Origin of the sequence: Thalassospira australica, from assembly GCF_000763295.1 — a bacterium.
In the GTDB taxonomy this organism is placed as follows: Bacteria; Pseudomonadota; Alphaproteobacteria; order Rhodospirillales; family Thalassospiraceae; genus Thalassospira; species Thalassospira australica.
Window position 1 is genome coordinate 37,644 of sequence record NZ_JRJE01000030.1, and the last position, 19,227, is coordinate 56,870.

Annotated in this window: 19 protein-coding genes and 1 other RNA gene; 12 read left to right on the forward strand and 8 right to left on the reverse strand. The window is 53.3% G+C overall.

Annotated elements, in window-relative coordinates:
• Positions 1-10: 10 nt before the first annotated feature.
• From cyoB to JF44_RS0112635, 4 genes are all read left to right on the forward strand, one after another.
• Positions 11-2,020: a cytochrome o ubiquinol oxidase subunit I gene (gene cyoB / locus JF44_RS0112620; protein WP_033069357.1), complete on the forward strand. Its 2,010-nt coding sequence runs from the start codon at positions 11-13 to the stop codon at positions 2,018-2,020.
• A gap of 10 nt (positions 2,021-2,030) precedes the next feature.
• The gene (cyoC, locus tag JF44_RS0112625) at positions 2,031-2,651 is read left to right on the forward strand and encodes a cytochrome o ubiquinol oxidase subunit III (protein ID WP_033069358.1); all 621 of its coding nucleotides are present in this window, start codon (positions 2,031-2,033) and stop codon (positions 2,649-2,651) included.
• On the forward strand, positions 2,648-3,028 hold the full coding sequence (locus JF44_RS0112630; protein ID WP_033069359.1) for a cytochrome o ubiquinol oxidase subunit IV: 381 nt from the start codon (positions 2,648-2,650) through the stop codon (positions 3,026-3,028). Before cyoC ends, JF44_RS0112630 begins: the two co-directional genes overlap by 4 nt.
• 90 nt (positions 3,029-3,118) lie before the next feature.
• Entirely contained in the window at positions 3,119-3,898 is a 780-nt protein-coding gene (locus JF44_RS0112635; RefSeq protein WP_238318441.1) for an SURF1 family protein, read from the forward strand.
• Here the strand turns inward: JF44_RS0112635 and JF44_RS0112640 are convergent.
• Entirely contained in the window at positions 3,895-5,148 is a 1,254-nt protein-coding gene (locus JF44_RS0112640) for a DUF2235 domain-containing protein (RefSeq protein ID WP_033069360.1), read from the reverse strand. The two genes, JF44_RS0112635 and JF44_RS0112640, sit on opposite strands and share 4 nt — an antisense overlap.
• A gap of 270 nt (positions 5,149-5,418) precedes the next feature.
• On the opposite strand from JF44_RS0112640, the gene JF44_RS0112645 reads away from it, so the two are divergent.
• Positions 5,419-6,057, forward strand: coding sequence for a glutathione S-transferase family protein (locus JF44_RS0112645; RefSeq protein ID WP_033069361.1), 639 nt, complete (start codon positions 5,419-5,421; stop codon positions 6,055-6,057).
• A gap of 92 nt (positions 6,058-6,149) precedes the next feature.
• Here the strand turns inward: JF44_RS0112645 and JF44_RS0112650 are convergent, their stop codons facing one another.
• From JF44_RS0112650 to JF44_RS0112670, 5 genes are all read right to left on the reverse strand, one after another.
• Complete coding sequence (locus JF44_RS0112650) at positions 6,150-6,707, reverse strand: peroxiredoxin-like family protein (protein ID WP_033069362.1); 558 nt, start codon at positions 6,705-6,707, stop codon at positions 6,150-6,152.
• A gap of 124 nt (positions 6,708-6,831) precedes the next feature.
• Positions 6,832-7,455 (reverse strand): class I SAM-dependent methyltransferase, encoded by a 624-nt coding sequence (locus JF44_RS0112655; protein WP_033069363.1) that lies wholly within the window; start codon positions 7,453-7,455, stop codon positions 6,832-6,834.
• Positions 7,456-7,604: 149 nt separating this feature from the next.
• Positions 7,605-8,186, reverse strand: a complete 582-nt coding sequence (locus tag JF44_RS0112660) for a TetR/AcrR family transcriptional regulator (RefSeq protein ID WP_033069364.1) — start codon at positions 8,184-8,186, stop codon at positions 7,605-7,607.
• A 131-nt stretch (positions 8,187-8,317) separates the two neighbouring features.
• Complete coding sequence (locus JF44_RS0112665) at positions 8,318-8,836, reverse strand: dihydrofolate reductase (protein WP_033069365.1); 519 nt, start codon at positions 8,834-8,836, stop codon at positions 8,318-8,320.
• Positions 8,836-9,630 carry a thymidylate synthase gene (locus JF44_RS0112670; protein ID WP_033069366.1) on the reverse strand — a complete coding sequence of 265 codons (795 nt, stop codon included), beginning with the start codon at positions 9,628-9,630 and terminating at the stop codon, positions 8,836-8,838. Before JF44_RS0112670 ends, JF44_RS0112665 begins: the two co-directional genes overlap by 1 nt.
• Before the next feature lie 130 nt (positions 9,631-9,760).
• On the opposite strand from JF44_RS0112670, the gene ssrA reads away from it, so the two are divergent.
• The 4 genes from ssrA to JF44_RS0112685 all read left to right on the forward strand — a co-directional run bounded on the left by ssrA (position 9,761) and on the right by JF44_RS0112685 (position 13,692).
• Positions 9,761-10,128: a transfer-messenger RNA gene (gene ssrA, locus JF44_RS20190) on the forward strand.
• 139 nt (positions 10,129-10,267) lie between these two features.
• On the forward strand, positions 10,268-10,807 hold the full coding sequence (locus JF44_RS0112675) for an SspB family protein (RefSeq protein WP_033069441.1): 540 nt from the start codon (positions 10,268-10,270) through the stop codon (positions 10,805-10,807).
• A gap of 194 nt (positions 10,808-11,001) precedes the next feature.
• Positions 11,002-12,618 carry a fumarate hydratase gene (locus tag JF44_RS0112680; RefSeq protein ID WP_033069367.1) on the forward strand — a complete coding sequence of 539 codons (1,617 nt, stop codon included), beginning with the start codon at positions 11,002-11,004 and terminating at the stop codon, positions 12,616-12,618.
• Between the two features lie 153 nt (positions 12,619-12,771).
• Entirely contained in the window at positions 12,772-13,692 is a 921-nt protein-coding gene (locus tag JF44_RS0112685) for a DMT family transporter (protein ID WP_033069368.1), read from the forward strand.
• 27 nt (positions 13,693-13,719) lie between these two features.
• Here the strand turns inward: JF44_RS0112685 and JF44_RS0112690 are convergent, their stop codons facing one another.
• Complete coding sequence (locus tag JF44_RS0112690; RefSeq protein ID WP_052065883.1) at positions 13,720-14,829, reverse strand: AbrB family transcriptional regulator; 1,110 nt, start codon at positions 14,827-14,829, stop codon at positions 13,720-13,722.
• Between the two features lie 248 nt (positions 14,830-15,077).
• Here JF44_RS0112690 and JF44_RS0112695 point away from each other — a divergent pair, with 248 nt between their 5' ends.
• On the forward strand, positions 15,078-15,713 hold the full coding sequence (locus JF44_RS0112695; protein ID WP_033069443.1) for an alpha/beta family hydrolase: 636 nt from the start codon (positions 15,078-15,080) through the stop codon (positions 15,711-15,713).
• A gap of 74 nt (positions 15,714-15,787) precedes the next feature.
• On the opposite strand, the gene JF44_RS0112700 is transcribed toward JF44_RS0112695, so the two are convergent.
• Complete coding sequence (locus JF44_RS0112700) at positions 15,788-16,225, reverse strand: VOC family protein (RefSeq protein WP_033069444.1); 438 nt, start codon at positions 16,223-16,225, stop codon at positions 15,788-15,790.
• Positions 16,226-16,349: 124 nt separating this feature from the next.
• On the opposite strand from JF44_RS0112700, the gene JF44_RS0112705 reads away from it, so the two are divergent.
• Positions 16,350-17,054, forward strand: a complete 705-nt coding sequence (locus JF44_RS0112705; protein ID WP_033069369.1) for a helix-turn-helix transcriptional regulator — start codon at positions 16,350-16,352, stop codon at positions 17,052-17,054.
• Positions 17,055-17,217: 163 nt separating this feature from the next.
• A complete protein-coding gene (locus tag JF44_RS0112710) occupies positions 17,218-19,170 on the forward strand; it encodes a putative bifunctional diguanylate cyclase/phosphodiesterase (protein WP_033069370.1) in 1,953 nt (650 codons plus the stop codon).
• The last annotated feature ends 57 nt before the right edge of the window (positions 19,171-19,227 follow it).

Below are 19,227 nucleotides of genomic sequence, written 5' to 3' on the forward strand. Positions count from 1 at the left end.
GAGTAATCCGATGTTCTCCAATCCGGACCTTTTACACTTTATATTTGGCCGGCTATCCCTCGACTCCTTCCCGTTTCTCCATGATCCGATCATTCTTGTGACGCTTCTTGGGGTTGTTGTGGGTGGCATCGCTGTTGTTGGTGGTATTTCCTATTTCCGTCTGTGGGGATACCTCTGGCGCGAGTGGATCACGTCGATCGATCATAAAAAGATCGGCATCATGTACATTATTTTGGCAATCATCATGCTGCTGCGTGGCTTTGCCGATGCACTGATGATGCGTGCCCAGCAGGCCATTGCCTTTAATGGTGCCGAAGGTTTCTTGCCGCCACACCATTATGACCAGATCTTCACCGCGCACGGCGTGATCATGATCTTCTTTGTGGCGATGCCGCTGGTGACCGGTCTGATGAACTTTGTTGTTCCGCTGCAGATCGGCGCGCGTGACGTTGCCTTCCCGTTCCTGAACAATTTCAGCTTCTGGATGACCACATGTGGTGCCGCGCTGATCATGGCGTCGCTGTTTGTCGGCGAATTCGCAATGACCGGTTGGCTGGCCTATCCGCCGCTGTCAGACATTGTCTACAGTCCGGGGGTCGGGGTTGATTACTATATCTGGGCCTTGCAGATTGCCGGTGTCGGTACGTTGCTGTCGGGGGTTAACCTGATTGTGACCATCGTCAAGATGCGCGCACCGGGCATGTCCATGATGAAAATGCCGGTCTTTACCTGGACCTCGCTTTGCACCAACATCCTGATTGTTGCAGCCTTCCCGGTTCTGACCGCTGTTCTGGTTCTGCTTGGTCTTGACCGCTATGCGGACACCAACTTCTTCACCAACGATCTTGGCGGTAACGCCATGATGTACATTAACCTGATCTGGATCTGGGGCCACCCGGAGGTGTACATCCTGATCCTGCCAGCGTTTGGTGTGTTCTCCGAAGTTGTGTCGACCTTCTGCCGCAAGCGTCTGTTTGGTTATAGCTCGATGGTTTATGCCACCGTGGTTATTACCATCCTGTCCTATATCGTGTGGCTGCACCACTTCTTCACCATGGGGTCCGGGGCAAGTGTGAATGCCTTCTTTGGCATTACCACCATGATCATCTCGATCCCGACCGGTGCGAAAGTCTTCAACTGGCTGTTCACCATGTATAAGGGCCGCATCAGCTTTGATGTTCCGATGCTGTGGACCATTGGCTTTATGCTGACCTTTGTGATTGGTGGCATGACCGGTGTGATGCTTGCCGTTCCGCCTGCGGACTTCGTGCTTCATAACAGCCTGTTCCTGATCGCGCACTTCCACAATGTGATTATCGGTGGTGTGGTGTTCGGGATGTTTGCCGGGATCGTTTACTGGTTCCCGAAAGCGTTCGGCTTCAAGCTTGACGAGTTCTGGGGCAAGATGTCCTTCTGGCTCTGGACCATTGGTTTCTACTTTGCTTTCATGCCGCTTTATGTGCTTGGCCTGATGGGCGTCACCCGCCGTATGAGCCAGTTTGACGATCCGTCGCTGCAAATCTGGTTCATCATTGCGGCGTTTGGTGCGCTTCTGATTGCCGGTGGTATCGGGTCCTTCATCATGTCGATTGTTGTTGCGGTGATCAAACGCGACAAACTGCGTGATGAAACCGGTGACCCGTGGGGTGGTCGTACGCTGGAATGGTCGACCTCGTCGCCGCCGCCAGCCTACAACTTCGCCTTCACCCCGGTTGTCCACGAACTGGACGCCTGGGATGACATGAAGAAACGCGGTTTCGTCCGTCCGACGTCGGGCTTCCTGGATATCCATATGCCGAAAAATACCGGCGCTGGATTTATCCTGGCTGCGATCTCGCTCGTTCTTGGCTTTGCCCTTGTTTGGCACATCTGGTGGCTTGTTGCGGCAAGCTTCATCGTGCTGATCGTCGGTGCAATTGCCCATACCTTCAACTATGACCGCGATTATCACATCCCGGCATCCGAAGTTGTGGCGACCGAAGAAGAACGTACTGCCCTTCTGGCAAAACAGCAGGCGTAAAGGAATGACAATGGCGAATACAACTGCCTCTCAGACCGAAGCGCCGGTCTTTTACCTGAAAGAAGAGCATCACCCGGAAACGGGTACGATGCTCGGTTTCTGGATCTATCTGATGAGCGATTGCCTCATCTTTGCGATCCTGTTTGCAACCTATGCCGTTCTTGGTCAGAACTATGCAGCGGGTCCTTCGCCGGCTGATCTGTTTGATCTGGAACTGGTGGCGATCAACACGTCGATGTTGCTGTTTTCCTCGATCACCTATGGCTTTGCCATGCTGGCGATGGAAAAGGGCAGCATCAAGGGAACGCAGATTTGGCTGGCGATTACCGGCCTGTTTGGCGTCGCGTTCGTGGGGCTGGAAATCTATGAGTTCCATCACCTCTGGAGCCTGGGGGCGACCCCGATGCGCAGTGGTTTCCTCTCGGCGTTCTATACGCTGGTGGCGACCCACGGCCTGCATGTGACCTTTGGCATCATCTGGCTTGTGACCCTGATGGTTCAGGTCGCCCAGCGTGGCCTGATCGTTGAGAACAAGCGTCGTCTGATGTGCCTGTCGATGTTCTGGCACTTCCTTGACGTGATCTGGATTGGTGTCTTCTCCGTTGTTTACCTGCTGGGAGTTCTGGGATGAGCGCACATTCACACGCACATGATGACCATCATGATGGCGGGGCGTCGCATGGCACCTATAAAAGCTATGTGATCGGGTTCGTTCTGTCGGTCATTCTGACCGCGATCCCGTTCTGGCTTGTCATGGACGGTGTTCTGGACAGCAAGGTTGCAACCGCCCTTTGGGTGATGGGCCTTGGTGTGATTCAGATCATTGTTCACATGGTCTATTTCCTGCACATGAACACCAAATCCGAAGGCGGGTGGAACATGCTGGCACTGATCTTTACCCTTGTGATCGTGGCCATCGCCATCGCCGGGTCGCTGTGGGTAATGTATCACCTTAACACCAACATGATGCCGCAGATGGATCACGATATGATCCCAAGCTTCGGCTAGTCTGGCTTGATATTTAAAGGGGGCGCGATACTTACACAGGTATCGCGCCCTTTTTGTTTGATGCAGAACTTGCTTTTGAAAGACATCGGGATGACCGACCACAGCGTTCCTGAAACAGCAGCCGATACTCATAAAACCGGGCCTTCAATGAAGACCCGAATTGTTGTCTTGGTTTTGGCAGCAGCCCTGTTTTCGGGGTTCTGTGCCCTTGGTTACTGGCAGGTGGAACGGCGGGCCTGGAAACTTGATCTGATTGAACGGGTTGATGCGCGCGTTCATGGTGATGCGGTGACCGCCCCCATGCGCGATGACTGGGAAAATGTCAGCCGCGCACGTGATGAATATCGCAAGGTCAGTGTGACCGGCACCTATCGCCATGACCTTGAAAGTCAGGTCTATACTGCCACCGATTACGGGGCAGGCTACTGGGTGATGACGCCGCTCCTGCGGGGGGATGGCACCATCATCATGATCAATCGCGGTTTTGTTCCGATCGAACAACGTAGCCCCGATACCCGCCCGAACGGCATGGTTGAAGGCGAAGTAACCGTGACCGGGCTTCTTCGCATCAATGAACCGGTCGGCACCTTCATGCGCGATAATGTGCCCGAAGATAACCGGTGGTATTCACGGGATGTCCATGCAATGGCGGCCAAACGGGGATTGAATGCGACAAATGTCGCACCCTATTTCATCGACGGAGATGGTGCGGAAAACCCGACCAAACTTCCGTTGGGCGGATTGACCAAAATCCGTTTCCCCAACAATCATCTGTCGTATGCGCTGACATGGTTTGGCATGGCGCTGCTGACCCTTGTTGCTGCATGGATTGTTCTGCGGCCGCGTAAACACGCAGGCAGTGGCGATTAGTCCAGTGTTGATTGATCAGGCCATGGAATGTCCTTGCGCATGGTCGCGCCACTCCAATTGATGATATTGGGTGTGTGTTTGCCTGCATAATGCGCCTTGAACACCGCATTCAGATTGGGTGGGCGATAAAGAACGCGTTCAAGCGATCCTTCGGCTGAATTGTCATGCATTACACCGGTCGTGATGTTCCAGCGCTCCAGCGCGCTGACATGGATCGCTTCATTGATCGTTTCAAGACCATCGGGGATGATGTTGCGGCGATCATATTTCGGGCATTTAAGTCGAAGTTTGTCGAGATAGGTTTTCTCTTCCGGTGCGATCTGATTGATCAGGCGCTGATAAGGATAGATATGTGACGTAAAGTACATCTTGGTCCGGCTTTCATATCCGCGTCCATCTATGGCAGGCGAAAGTTGTGCCTTTAGCGACGTGGTATCAAGCTTTAGGCCTGTATGCTTGCTAACGCGTTTTGCCATCCAATCAAGCGTGATATCTGCCAAACCGCAATCGTCGTAAGACCCGCCAACATTGCTGTGTACGCCTGAGAACCAAACCTGTTCGACTATTTGTTTGGCAGGCAATTTGGCGCCCTTTTTCTTGACCCAAAGAGTTGGCGAAAACGCACTGCGCTTTTCGTCAATCGCCATCGCATGCAACGCAACGCGAATGTGCGCGCCCAGTTCCACGTCATGAAAGTGATAGTTTTTCGGGATTTTCCAGCGGCCCCAGTCGCCGGGAATACCCAGTGAACCGACGGTATCCCACACAGCGACACATTCGATGGGAACATCTTTCTGGGCCTTGACCGGCAAGGCTTCGACGCGGGCTTTCTTTTCCTCGGATGACAGGTCCGAGCCGACAATACGTGCAACGTCCTTTTGAAGCGGATGCCCCAGATAAGATGGTGTAAGAAGTCCGCATAAACCGATCAATCCGGCCAGACTACGCGCGGTGAATGCCCCGCGCGAAAATCCGAAAATGTAGATTTCGTCGTCCTGCCGGTAATTGTTTGCCAAGAAGCGATAGCCATCAATAACGTTTTCTTGCAACCCGCAGCCAAAGGCACCGCCAACGAACTTGTTGACGAACCCCCCGGTGCCAACGCCCCGATCATAGAATACGACCTGTGAAACATCCCCGGCGCTGCTTGGGACTGCACGCAAAAGTTTGACGACATTGGTCGGTTCGGGCGTGTTGGCCGGTTCCTGCCAGGTGCCGTCGAAAAACACGATCAGTCTGCGGTTGGTCATCTAAAGTCCCCTGTGTGTGATCTGTAGCCCCGCAATCGTTTTTGGTCCATGTCGGAATAATTATACAACCCAAAGGCGATTTTATTAAGGGATATCGAATGAACCGGGGTGCTGCTGGTTTGCGCGGGGTTGGATCAGGCGACTGACATCCTCCTGCCATATAGCTGTCAGGAACCTGTGGGGCGGGCGATTTACATTGTTGGGAAACAAGGGGAAATTGCCGTCGCAAACTGCACATAAAGACACGCGCAACCCCAGGGAGCCCTTTGAATGCCATCAGGCCGAAATTTGACCTTTTATCACGCGGTGCCATCACGAAGCGGCACAGTGCATTGGATGTTGCATGAACTGGGCATTCCGTTTGATGTCAAGCTTCTCGACATTCGCGCAGGGGCGGGGCAAACGCCGGAATATCTTGCGCTCAATCCACTCGGCAAAGTGCCAACCATCGTACATGGTGACACGGTCGTGACAGAGGCAGCCGCGATTTGCTGTTATCTTGCTGATTTGGTTCCAGCGGCCGGGTTGGCCCCGGCGTTTGATGATCCTAAACGCGGGGAATACCTGCGCTGGTTGTTCTTTTCTCCGTCCACCATTGAGCCGGCCCTTATTGACCGGGCGCGTCAGTATGAGGCGGAAGACAGCAGTCAGAATTCCTATCGCGACTGGGAAACGCTGTTGTCCATTCTGATTGATGTTGTTGGTAAATCAGACCCGTGGTTGTTGGGGCAGAACTTCACGACCGTTGATATTGTGATGGGATCGACCATCCGGTTTGGCTGCATGTTTGGTCTTCTGCCAAAAGATCCCGTGTTTGATGCCTATATCGCCCGCATTGATGCGCGCCCGGCCTATCAACGCGCCCAGGAGATTGATGCACCGCATTTTGCCGCCGCGATGGCCGGTTGATCGCATCAAGGCAATTGTATGATGAATAAAAGGGCCGGTTCCTGGGATTTGGAACCGGCCCTTTGATGATTTAATGGCTTTGGACGACGGCCTTAGGCATTGGTGTGATCAATGACTTCGCCGCGTGCCGGATAGTCTTTGGCAATGACGAAATCAAGCGCACCGAGAAGTTCTGCAAAATGCGGGCGGGCAAACGGCATGGTCTGGACCGATGCGTAATACAGTGTGCCATCCGCACGCACGATGAACAGGCCAGGTTCAGAAAACAATGCCGGTTCTTCGTGGCCGGTCGAGGTTTTGCCTTTTGACGTCGAGATATAAAGACCCCATTCGCGGGCTTTTTCCAAGCTCAGGCCATAGCCAAGATCAAGGTTCGGAAGTTTCCATGTCTCTTTGGATTCAAGTGCGCGTTCTTCGGTGTCCGAAGATACGGCAACTACATTGACACCGCGTTTGGCAAAATCGTCGATCTTGGCTTCAAGGTCCTGAAGCTGCTTGCTGCACATCGGGCAGTGCATGCCACGGAAAAACACGATCATGGTGAAGTTTTCCGGTTTCTGATCGGCAAGCGACCAAGTACCGCCGCCAACAAGCGGGAAGGAAAGGGACGGGACTTTCTGGCGCGGCATAAGCGGGGTAATTGCGGACATTTTGTTCCTCATGAATTGGGTAGGGTTTAATTGAAATTAATTATGGAATGATCATTCCATAAAGCAATAGCAAACTTTGCTCATCACTGAACTGTGATGACGTGCATCTGTCGGCAGATTTCAGTTAAGCGCGTTTGGCGACGATAAAGCGTGAACCGGTGCTGGCGGGATAGGTACCGGTTTCGATCACATCAAATCCGGCGGCATGAAGCATGCCTTCAAGATCTGCATAATTCAAAAAATGGACCTTTGGTGCCTTACCAAGTTTCTGCATGACCCAGATCAGCGGTTTGAGATAGGCCATCTTTTCGCCAAGGCATGGAGTTTTGGTAATCAACAAGCCGCCCGGATGCAAAAGGCCATAAAGCAATGATACAGCTTTTTCGGGCGCATCAATCAAATGCAGAATGTTAAAACCAAGTATCGCGTGATAACGCTCTGGCCTGGATGTGAGCTGGTCAATCGTTGCCTTGGAGAAGGTAACATTTTCGACCGCTTGTTCTTTGGCCTTGCCTTGGGCGATTTCGATCATGCGCCCGGAAATATCCGTCGCGCTTAGGTGGCTGACATAAGGCGCAAGTTTAAGTGCCGTGGTGCCTGTGCCGCATCCGAATTCCAGAACGTGCTGATCATTGGAAAGATGGGCGCGCGTCCGATCAAGTGTTTGCGCATAGGCCGCTTCGTTGCCGATAGGCTTGCGGGCGTATTTGTCGGCGGCAGAGTCCCAGAACGTGTCGCTGCGCTTCATGATATATCCGGATTTTGCACCCGACCTGCGGGCATTTGTGTGATTGCGCTACTATCAGTGGATGCAGGAATGTGCGCAACCAAAAAACGGATGGTTACATGCCCTGCACAAAAGAAACCTTGGCGGTGTGGTTGTCCGGTGACCTTGCTTTAATCAAGGGCTGCCAGAATGGTATCGGTATAGTCTTGCAGGGTTTCCGTATCGGCACCGCGGCGCGACATCAGTTGTACCCCCTGGAACGATCCGGCAAGGAACCGTGCAAGTGCGCGGACATTTTTGTCCTTTGAAATCGTACCCTGTTGCATCGCACGTTTGAGGGCTGCTGCAAAAATATCCTCCGCCCTGCGGAAAGCCTGATGGGCGATGGCAGCGGTTTCCGGATCATGCGGTGCCAGTTCCATGCCAGAATTCACCATCAGGCACCCCTTGTGGCGGCCTTCGACACTGCCGGTTTTAGCAGTATCGCGAAATGTTTTTTCAATTGCGCCGCGGCCGTCTTCGATATTGCGTAAATCGGCAAAACGTTCGGCGCTGATTTTCTGGCTGTAATGGTCAAGAACACGCAGAAACAGTGCCTTTTTATCACCAAAGCTTGCATACATGCTGGCACGGTTCAGCCCGGTCTGATCCACCAGATCCTGAATGGAGGTGGCTTCAAACCCTTTGCTCCAGAAGATGTTCATTGCGTTATCCAGAACGCTTTCTTCATCAAATGCGCGTGGCCGTGGCATCAGCAGTTCCTTTGGTAAGTCCCGGACATTGGAACGAGTGTTCTATAACTAAAGCAAAGATGGAGGGCTTTGAGAGAAAAATCAATCAAAGAGGTTTCACAACATCGTGCCCTGTTCGTGGGCGTGTGGTTTTACCGCCGTGTCAGGGTGACAAAGCTGTAATCTGGGCCGTCCGGATTGCTGATTTTTTCGCGCGCAGTTTCCGACCATTCATCTGCGGGAAGCGGATCAAGGAACGTGTCGCCGTCGATGTCGTCATGGACTTCGGTAAGTTCATAACGTGTCGTATGGGGCATGGCGAGATGGTAAATCTGCGCGCCACCGGCGATGATCACTTCGTTGACGCCATCTTTTGCGGCAATTTCATCGCCGAGTTTGATCGCACTTTCAATAGTGTGACAAACCCTCAAATTGTCATGATCAAACGACCAGCCCGTATCGCGGGTCACCACAATTGTTGTGCGTTTGGGCAGGGGGCGGCCAATGGCCTCAAATGTAACCCGTCCCATGATCATCGGCTTGCCAAGGGTGAGTGCCTTGAACCTTTTCAGGTCTTCGGGCAATTCCCACGGCATCCAGCCATCCTTGCCAATCGCGCCGTTCTGTGCGGCGGCAACCACGGCCACCCGTTCGATTTTTGTAGCGATCATTACACAGCAACCTTGCCCGCAATATGCGGATGCGGGTCATAGCCGGTCAGTTCGAAATCCTCGAACTTGAAATCAAAGATCGACTTGACGTCAGGATTGATTTTCATGGTTGGCAGCGGGCGTGTTTCACGCGAGAGCTGCAATTCCACCTGTTCAAGATGGTTGGTGTAAAGATGGGCATCGCCAAGGGTATGAACAAAGTCGCCAACACCCAAATCACAGACCTGCGCTATCATCATGGTCAGAAGCGCATAGGATGCGATGTTAAATGGCACGCCCAGGAAGATATCCGCACTGCGTTGATAAAGCTGACAGGACAGTTTGCCATCGGCGACATAGAACTGGAACAGGCAATGGCACGGCGGCAGCGCCATGTTTGGCACATCAGCTACATTCCAGGCCGACACAATCAGGCGCCGTGAATCAGGATTGTTTTTAATCTGATCAATCAGGCCGCTGATCTGGTCAATGGTTTGCCCATTGGCACCCTGCCAAGACCGCCACTGGCCACCATAAACCGGACCAAGGTCGCCATTTTCATCGGCCCATTCATTCCAGATGCGAACCCCATTGTCCTGCAGATATTTGACATTGGTGTCGCCATCCAGGAACCACAGCAATTCATGAATGATCGATTTCAGATGCAGCTTCTTGGTGGTGACCAGCGGGAAACCTTCGGACAGATCAAAACGCATCTGATGACCGAAAACCGATATGGTTCCGGTGCCGGTGCGGTCTTCCTTGCGCGTGCCGGTGTCGCGCACCAAACGCATCAGATCAAGATATTGCTGCATGCTGTGTCCTGCTTTTTGGAATCGTGTTTGTCGCAGCATAGTCAGGTCGGAACGCAGGGGCAAGCGGTGCAGCGGGCCTTTGAAAGCTGCGCCAAACCGTGATGTGAATTGCAAAAACTTTTTCCCGTTTCCCCTTGTGAACCGGGGGGCGTTTGCCCTATATAGGGGCTGTCGGGGCAACCCGACTACGGCGCTAAACTGCGTGACAGAATAGGCTTTACGGACCCGGGGGCGGTACCCGGCGGCTCCACCAAATTTATCGGTTGTCCGACTCAGGCAATCTTCGTGGGGCCGAAATAGGATCGACGTGAGCAGTAAAAGTCAATGTGGGCGCTCGGCATGGTACCACCGCATCGGGCCAATGTTTGTAAATGCAAACGACAACAATGCTCCGGTTGCTGTTGCTGCGTAAGCGGTACTAGCACCAAAGCGAAATTCCGATTGCCGGGAGCGGTAATTTGGTGGGGGACGGGGCACCTAGCAACAGAACGCCCCACTCTTGTATTTATTCCCCGCTTCGTTATGAATAGAGTCATTAAATGACATGCCAAGATGTAATTGGCATGCGATGATGCCATATGACAATGACGGGACGCACCGGACTGTGCCGGTGGTTTCGCCAGACACAGGATTACTGATGCAAGAACCGGAAGAATTCCGCTACGATCTTATGGTCGACCAGGCGTTACGAGGCGTGGTGAAAGATATCCTCGCGCGTGTGGCCGAAGAGGGCCTTTTCGGCGAGCATCACTATTACATCACCTTCCAGACCAACCATCCCGGTGTTGTGCTTCCTGAAAGCCAGCGCAAAGCGCACCCGGACAACATCACCGTTGTCCTGCAGCACCGTTTCTGGGACCTGAAGTCGGAAGATGATCATTTTTCGGTCGGAATGAGCTTTGATGGGATGCCGACCACGTTGGTTGTGCCGTTTGATGCCATGCTGGCCTTTGTCGATCCGTCCGCCAACTTCATGCTGACCTTTAGCGTCGAAGAAGAAATGGAAGACGACGATTTCGACTATGACGAAGACGACGATCTTGATGCGGACCTGATGGGCGATGATGACGGCGCACCGACACTGGTGGCGGAGCCATCCAAAGCCCGCAAAAAGCCCAAGCCTGACGCCGGTGAGACCGGCGAAGTCATCGCACTTGATGCGTTTCGCAAGAAATAGGTTTTGTCAGAATGTATAAAAGGGTGGATTTGGTCCGCCCTTTTTCTTTGCCCGATGCCAGTCCTTCCCGCGGACGGTGCCGGTGATATAACCCGTACCCCTAATGTATCGTGGATATTTGGCGCGAATGGCGCTAAAACCAGCCACACAAAGAACAAACCCACCTTGTTTTTGAGAGAGACGAGAACCTTTCCATGAGTGATTTTGTCTATAAACCCATGTTTGATCAGGGTAAGGACACCACGCCTTACCGCAAGATCGGGGATGACGGTGTTTCGACCGTTGACGTCAATGGCGAGACCTATTTGAAAGTCGAGCCAGAAGCGATCGAGAAACTGACCCTTCAGGCGTTTTTTGATTGCTCGCACCTGCTGCGTCCGGGGCACCTCGAACAGTTGCGCAAAATCCTTGATGATGAAGAAGCCACCGCCAACGACAAGTTCGTTGCGATGGATCTTTTGAAAAACGCCTCGATCGCGTCGGGCGGCGTTTTGCCGATGTGTCAGGATACCGGGACGGCAATCGTCATGGGCAAGCGCGGTGGCAAAGTCATCACCGATGGTTCTGACGAAGAAGCGCTGTCAAAAGGCATTTGGCAAGCGTATCAGAAGCACAATCTGCGTTTCTCGCAGGTATCCCCGCAGAACATGTTCGATGAAAAGAACACCGGGTCCAACCTGCCGGCACAGATTGACCTCTATGCGACCAAGGGCGATGAATACAAATTCATGTTCATGGCCAAGGGCGGCGGGTCAGCCAACAAGACCTTCCTGTTCCAGCAAACCAAAGCACTTCTGAACCCCGAAAGCCTGCGCAAGTTTCTGGATGAAAAAATCCGCACGCTGGGTACTTCGGCATGTCCGCCATACCATCTGGCGGTTGTCATTGGCGGTACATCGGCAGAAGCCTGCCTTAAGACCGTGAAAATGGCGTCCGCTCGTTATTACGATACCCTGCCGACCGAAGGCGGTGATCACGGTCAGGCCTATCGCGATCTTGAATGGGAACAGAAGATCCTTGAGATGACCCGCGAAATGGGCATCGGCGCGCAGTTCGGTGGCAAGTATTTCTGCCATGACGTGCGTGTGATCCGCCTGCCGCGTCATGGTGCAAGCTGTCCGGTCGGGCTTGGTGTGTCGTGCTCTGCTGACCGTCAGATTCTGGGCAAGATCACCAAGGACGGTATTTTCATCGAGGATCTTGAACATGATCCGGCGAAATATCTGCCGCAGGTCACCGACGAGCATCTTGATGACGAAGTGGTCAAGGTTGACCTGAACCGTCCGATGGATGAAATCCGCAAGCAGCTGTCGCAATATTCGGTGAAAACCCGTCTGTCGCTGACAGGCACCGTGATTGTGGCCCGTGATATCGCGCATGCCAAAATCAAGGAACGCCTTGATGCTGGCGAAGAGATGCCGGAATACCTTAAAAACCATCCGGTCTATTATGCAGGTCCGGCGAAAACGCCCGAAGGCATGCCGTCCGGATCATTCGGCCCGACGACAGCAGGGCGGATGGATGCCTATGTCGAACAGTTCCAGGCCGCAGGCGGTTCGTTCGTCATGCTGGCAAAGGGCAACCGTTCAAAGGCCGTCAAGGATGCGTGTAACAAGTATGGCGGGTTCTATCTTGGTTCTATCGGTGGTCCGGCCGCACGCTTGGCGCAGGATTGCATCAAGAAGGTCGAAGTCCACGAATATCCGGAACTGGGCATGGAAGCCGTCTGGAAGATCGAAGTTGAAGACTTCCCGGCCTTCATCGTGATTGATGACAAGGGCAACGATTTCTTTGCCGAATTTGGCATCTGATTACGCCACATAATCCAGCAAATGCAAACGGCGCAGGGCGAAACCTTGCGCCGTTTTTTGTGCGCATATCTGACCCGTGGTCAAGGGACTTGCGTCAATGAGGGGTACATGGTCTGATTTGGGCAAAATCAACCCTTTAACGGATAACCTGTTATGTCTGAAACTTCCGCGCTGTCTGCCACCGCTGCGACGGAAAGCCGACTGGTTGGTGTGACCTCCGCCCTTGCGACGGTCTGCATCTGGGCCGGTTGGCTGATTGCCACCCGTTATGCCATGACATCGAGCTTCACCGCTGTTGATATTGGTCTTATGCGTTTTGGCGTGCCTTTTGTCCTGCTTGCCCCGGTTTGGATTAAAAAAGGCATTTGGCCCAAGGGCCTTTCGATGACCAATGGCTTGTTGATGATCATTGGGTCGGGGGCGTTTTATACCCTGATGGTTGCCAGTGCGCTTCAATTTGTCCCGGCCAGTCACGTTGGCATTCTTCTGCCTGGTGTGATGGCGGTTTGGGCCGTTTTGATTGCAATGCTGTTGTTTGGTGAACGTCCGGGCAAGGTCCGCATTATTGGTTATGCGGCGGTGATTATAGGCGTTCTTTCACTGATTGCCCTGAAACCGGCTGGTGTGATCAGCGATGATATGCTGATGGGCTATGGGCTTGTATCGGCAGGTGCTTTCATGTGGGCGTGCTATACGCACGCAATGCGCCAAAGCGGCCTTGGCGCACTTGAGGCGGCATCTTTTGTCGGATTCTGGTCATTTGTCATCATGGCGATCATTGCGCTGTTTACCGGAACGACCCTTGGTGACGCGCCAACAGGCGACATCATGATGTTGCTGACCGCACAAGGATTGCTGGCCGGGTGTGTTGCCGTGATCACCTATGGGCTTGCCGTGCGCCATATCGGATCAACCGGGGCATCTGCCTTTGGCGCGATGACACCCGCCCTTACCGCCCTTGGTGGTGTGGTCCTGTTGGGGGAGCCGGGCAATGTTGCGCTGGTTCTGGCTGTCGTTCTGGTGATATTGGGTGTCATGACCGCGTCTGGCGTGTTTCGCCGTGTTCGGATATAGACCAAACCTGGTTGTAACCCGGCGTTGCTAGCCCGTCAGATGGGCGGTGCGCCGGGCAATCAATCGGGCCAGAGACGGACCCAAAGCCAGCACCATGAAAAATCGTGTCGCTTGAAGCACGAGGATAAAAGACAGATCGACATTGGTGCTGGCGGCAATGATGGCGACCGAATCAAGCCCACCGGGGCTTGTCGCCAAGTAGGCGGTCAAAGGATCCACATCCAGAAATATTACCAGAAGCCCTGAAATTCCCGCACAGAATCCAATCAGCACAAAGATTGATAACAGGACTTTGGGCAGGGCATGTGCTGCATAGCGCAAGATGGGCGGTGTAAACTTCAGCCCGATCACCCAGCCGATCACCGCATATGTCAGACCCAAAAACCATTCCGGCAATACGACATCCAAAACACCGCCGAGATGCAGGGCCATGGTAACAATGATTGGCACCAAAAGCGGCCCGGACGGCAGGCGGGATTTCTGCCCGACAAAACAGCAAACACCCGCCAGTCCCAGCGTTACGGCAAAGCCAGCCGGATCGAAGGCCGGGAACCAGTCATAGGGCGTCATGGCATTGGCAACATCCGGGTCCACCCAAAAATTTGCAACGCTTGAGGCAACGCCGACAACGATCACCACGCGGACATATTGCATAAAGGCGACAAGCCGGGCATCGGCCCCGAATGTTTCAGCCATAATGACCATGGCCGATGCCGCGCCGGGGGATGATCCCCAGATACCAGCTGTTCCGGGCAACACCTGTTTGATGCACAAGATCCAGCCAAGAAAGCTGCTGGCGAGAAGGGTGATGCCTGTCACGCCAAGGATCAGCGGCCAGTCAGAGGCAAAGGATGCCAATATGCCGACCGTCATTGATCCGCCGATCATCACCCCCAGAACCGATTGTGCGCCAAGATAAAGGGGTGCGGGGGCCGAAATGGTCGCGCCGTTCGTGGCCATCAGAATGCCAATGACCATTGGCCCGACCAAAAGCGAGGCCGGAACCTGCCAGTGATGCAGCAAGACGGAAAATACCAGTGAAACCGATATCATCATCAACCACTGGACGGATTTGGGCAATCGGCCAAGGCGTTCTTTGCGGTGCGGGGCAAGTGTTTGTGACTGTTCGGATGACACGATTGTGGCCTTTGTCGGGGTGTGGCTTTCCATCGCGGGTGGCGCGACGTGCGGGCAATTCGGGTGCGACGAATTTGATTGGGGTCGCTTGGGTGGGGCCCCAATTATAACCTTATAATCGTTGTGAAATCGAGGAATTGCATGCAGTGACTGGTTGGCGTCGCGTTATCGATCCATTCAGCTTGGAGCGTACCGGCAAGTTATGTATGACTGACCTGTGTGTGAGCCGTAAAAAAAGGAATACTGACGTGAGCACCGATCCAGTCACATTTCAGTTCGATGGGGATGAGCATGCGGCCCTGACGATTGTTCTGGCCCACGGTGCGGGTGCCCCGATGGACAGCACGTTCATGAATGAGATGGTTGCGGCCCTTACGCGCCATGAATTTCGTGTTGCGCGGTTTGAATTTCCCTATATGGCCAAACGGCGGGAGGATGGCAAAAAGCGTGGACCCGATCGTGCACCGGTTCTTCTGGACTATTACGGCGCGGTTGTTGAGCAACTCGGTGACCGAGAAAAGCTGATCATTGGTGGCAAATCGATGGGTGGACGCATCGCCAGCATGGTTGCAGATGAGCTTGGGGTGGCGGGGCTTGTGTGCCTTGGTTACCCGTTTCATCCGCCAGGAAAGCCAGAAAACCTGCGCACAGAACATCTTGAAACGTTAAGAACGCCGACGCTTATTTGTCATGGCACCCGTGATCCTTTTGGCAAACCAGATGAGATTGCCGGTTATGCCTTGTCTGAAGCAATCGATCTTCATTGGGTCGAAGACGGTGAACATGATTTCAAGCCACGTAAAAAATCCGGCCGCACGCAGGGCCAGAACATCGCAGATGCCGCAACCGCGATTGATCAATTTGCAAAAGACCATGTGAAATAAAGACAGGATGACCCGAAATTCGCGTCATCCTGCTAGGTCATATGTAAAATAGCCCGCGTTGGTGGCGCGAGGGATCAGGCCATAATGCCTTCGCCGGATTCTGCGAACTGTGCAGCATATTCCGGGGCCAGTTCGGCTGTCGGACTGACGACATCAATACGCACACCATTGGGATCAAGCAGGGCGAAATGACGCTGCCCCCATGGTTCATCACGCAGATCAACCGCAATTTCAAATCCTGCGTCGCGGAGTTCTTCGGCGGCGTCGCGTGCTTCTTCGACTTCAAGGCACAAAACACTTCCTTCGCCCATGGTTGGGGCATGGAAGAGTTCAGTTTGGGTTTCATGGTTTGGCTTCATGATGCCAAGCTGTACGGATGGCACATCTGGCCAGACAAGATGGCAATACCAGTCGCCGTCAAACACCGGCGTAAAGCCGAGTTTCTTATAAAAGGCCCGGCTTTGGGCAAATTTATCGGTAATGATGATCTGGAAGGAATTGGTGACTTTCATCGTCATGCTCCTGACAATTGGGTGAAATCCTGCCCCGACTTCGCAATGGTTGCATATCCCTCCTGACAGGAGCCTGTCAGGAGCGTTATGATAATTTTCGGGGCAGGATGACGAAGGAGCGATCATGAGACGGGCAGACCGATTATTTCGCCTTGTTCAAATTTTGCGACGGCGGAAACTTTGCCGGGCATGCGATTTGGCCGAGGAGCTTGAAGTTTCCGAACGTACAATTTACCGCGATATTCGCGACCTTGCAGCGTCCGGTGTTCCGGTCGAAGGCGAGGCCGGGGTGGGGTATATTCTGCGCGATGGGTATGACTTGCCGCCGCTGATGTTTGATGCCGACGAGATCGAAGCACTGGTTGTTGCAGCGCGTATGGTGCAAAGCTGGACCGATCCTCAGATGGCGCGCGCTGCGGGCGATGCGCTTACCAAGATCGAGGCCGTTTTGCCGGAAAAAATGCGGGGGTTGGTCGCAGGCGTGCCGATTGCTGTGGCAGAGATCGCCCAGGAACCGATCACCATTTCCATGCCCGATCTTCGACGCGCAATCCGTCAACGCAATGTGATTGATATTGATTACACAGATGCCAAAGGCGACAACACCAGGCGACGGGTTTGGCCATTGGGAATGTTGTTTTTCGGCAGTACATGGCTGTTGGCAAGTTGGTGTGAACTGCGCGAAGCCTTTCGCGTTTTTCGTGCAGATCGTATTGCACATATGGACATATCGACGGCGAGTTACCGACCTGTTCCCGGGCGGTCACTGCGCGATTATCTGATTTCAGAAGGTGTTGAAGGCGAAATTTTAAACGGCATTGGTCGCTGATAGCTTGAAGAAGACAGCATCAAACCTGATGCGCCCAATGGTTGTTTTGCAAATGCGTCTCACTTCGTGAAAGTTTATGTCACATATACAATCAGGTATGTTCCGTAAGGTGTTTTCTGTGTAATGTTTTATGATTACCCAGAATGCGTTAGGTTTCTGATCCGTGGCAATCAGTCGTTTTTGGCACGCTTTTGCCGATACATTTAAAATTCGTACAGACAAGCCAGAACTGGTGCGTGCGCAGGTTAATGCCCTGTCGCGACAGATTCCTGTTCTTTATATGCTGTTGCTGGCCAATGCGGTGGCCCTTGCTTATACCCATTATGGTGTGGCGCCCGATTGGATGACGGTATATGCGGTGTTTGTTCTTGCTGTCATCTGTGTGGTGCGTGGTGTTACCTGGCACCGTGCGCGGTTTGATATTGATGACATTGATGCCTGCATAAAACGCTTGCGCCGTATCAGGGTTCTTGCCTTTTTAATTGCAGTTATTTTCACCCTTTGGGCGATCACGATGTTTGGCTATGGCGATCCGTTTCAACGGGGTCATGTCGCCTATTTTATCTCGATCACAGTTGTTGGCTGCATCTTCTGTCTGGTGAATTTTCCGCCAGCAGCCCTTTTGGTGGTTGCCATCGTGTTGGGGACTTTTGTCCTGTTTTTCGGGTTCAGCGGCAATGAAGTTTATGTCGCGATTGCCGTGAATATGGCGCTTGTATCCTTGATGATCGTGCAGATCATCCGAAGCTTTTACGCCAATTTTGCCGGTCTGATACAAACCCAGAATGATCTTGAAAAACAGCATGACGCGATGATCGATTTATCGCGCCAGAACGAGGCACTGGCGCTGATTGACCCGTTGACGGGGCTTTCAAATCGACGCGCGTTCTTTTCTATCCTTGAGGATACGGTGAATGCGGCCCGTGAAACCGACAGATTTGCCGTGGCGATGATCGATCTTGACGGGTTCAAACCGGTCAATGATGTCCATGGGCATCCATCGGGGGATGAGTTGTTGCAGCAGGCTGGTGAACGGCTGCGCAAGATCCTTGGGTCTGAAACGCTGCTGGCACGGTTGGGCGGTGATGAATTTGGTGTGCTTCTCAAGGGATACGATGATTCCCTGGCATTGCTTGAATTGGGGAATCGGCTTTGTGATGAGCTGAACCGACCCTTTGTGCTTGGCGGGGTGACGGTACAGGTTTCTGCGTCGCTTGGGTTTGCGTCATTCCCGACGGTGGCGCGCAGTCCGATTGGCTTGTTTGAGCGGGCTGACTTTGCGCTTTACCATGCCAAGAAAAATGCACGTGGGGAGGCCGTTTTGTTTGCCGCCCATCACGAAACCCTGATCCGCCATGATTCCCAGATTGAGCAGGCCTTGCGCAAGGCGGATCTGGCCGACGAACTCAGCCTGCACTATCAACCGGTCTTTGATATCCGTTCCCGTCATGTCAATTCCGTCGAGGCGCTTGCGCGTTGGGACAGCGTTTTCATGGGGCGGGTTTCCCCCGCCACGTTTTTCCCGGTTGCTGAAAAGACCGGGCAGGTAGGGGTCTTGACGCGGGTTCTGTTTGAAAAGCTGCTGATCGATATGGAAAGCTGGCCGCATCAGGTTCCGGTATCCTTTAACCTTTCCGCCCGTGATATCGTGCTGTCAGATACTGTCGAGTGGCTGATTGACGAGATCAAGCGCCACAAAATTGATCCGGGCCGACTGACGTTCGAAGTGACTGAAACTGCATTCCTGCGCGATTTCGAGGCGGCACGTACCAGCATCCGTTACCTGCGTGAACACGGGGCGCGGATTGCGATGGATGATTTCGGGATTGGCTATTCAAGTTTGCGCTATGTGCACGAACTTGAATTTGATGTTCTTAAGGTCGATCGCAGTTTTATTGCGCCTTTGCCCGTCAATGAACGCAGTCGCCGGATTGTCAAAACAGTGATCGACATGTGCCAGAACCTTGGGATCGATTGCGTTCTTGAAGGTATCGAAACTGATCGCCAGCGTGATGCCCTGACGGCGTTGGGTGGCCATTTGATGCAAGGCTATTTCTTTGCCAGACCAAGCCGTGACGTCAAATTTGAAGCCTTGGCCGGGTCCCTGAAAAATTAGAGCTTTGGCATATCATCCATCTTTTGGGATGAAAACGGATAAGCCACGACTCGGTTA

Bases quoted from the DNA above. Each gene is read 5' to 3' on its own strand.
- JF44_RS0112655 (WP_033069363.1), bottom strand. From the start codon at position 7,455: ATGAAGCGCAGCGACACGTTCTGGGACTCTGCCGCCGACAAATACGCC.
- JF44_RS0112665 (WP_033069365.1), bottom strand. From the start codon at position 8,836: ATGATCGCTACAAAAATCGAACGGGTGGCCGTGGTTGCCGCCGCACAG.
- JF44_RS0112700 (WP_033069444.1), bottom strand. From the start codon at position 16,225: ATGAAAGTCACCAATTCCTTCCAGATCATCATTACCGATAAATTTGCC.
- cyoC (WP_033069358.1), top strand. From the start codon at position 2,031: ATGGCGAATACAACTGCCTCTCAGACCGAAGCGCCGGTCTTTTACCTG.
- JF44_RS0112650 (WP_033069362.1), bottom strand. From the start codon at position 6,707: ATGTCCGCAATTACCCCGCTTATGCCGCGCCAGAAAGTCCCGTCCCTT.
- JF44_RS0112640 (WP_033069360.1), bottom strand. From the start codon at position 5,148: ATGACCAACCGCAGACTGATCGTGTTTTTCGACGGCACCTGGCAGGAA.
- JF44_RS0112685 (WP_033069368.1), top strand. From the start codon at position 12,772: ATGTCTGAAACTTCCGCGCTGTCTGCCACCGCTGCGACGGAAAGCCGA.
- JF44_RS0112705 (WP_033069369.1), top strand. From the start codon at position 16,350: ATGAGACGGGCAGACCGATTATTTCGCCTTGTTCAAATTTTGCGACGG.
- JF44_RS0112635 (WP_238318441.1), top strand. From the start codon at position 3,119: ATGACCGACCACAGCGTTCCTGAAACAGCAGCCGATACTCATAAAACC.
- JF44_RS0112645 (WP_033069361.1), top strand. From the start codon at position 5,419: ATGCCATCAGGCCGAAATTTGACCTTTTATCACGCGGTGCCATCACGA.
- JF44_RS0112670 (WP_033069366.1), bottom strand. From the start codon at position 9,630: ATGCAGCAATATCTTGATCTGATGCGTTTGGTGCGCGACACCGGCACG.
- JF44_RS0112675 (WP_033069441.1), top strand. From the start codon at position 10,268: ATGCAAGAACCGGAAGAATTCCGCTACGATCTTATGGTCGACCAGGCG.
- JF44_RS0112660 (WP_033069364.1), bottom strand. From the start codon at position 8,186: ATGCCACGGCCACGCGCATTTGATGAAGAAAGCGTTCTGGATAACGCA.
- JF44_RS0112680 (WP_033069367.1), top strand. From the start codon at position 11,002: ATGAGTGATTTTGTCTATAAACCCATGTTTGATCAGGGTAAGGACACC.
- cyoB (WP_033069357.1), top strand. From the start codon at position 11: ATGTTCTCCAATCCGGACCTTTTACACTTTATATTTGGCCGGCTATCC.
- JF44_RS0112630 (WP_033069359.1), top strand. From the start codon at position 2,648: ATGAGCGCACATTCACACGCACATGATGACCATCATGATGGCGGGGCG.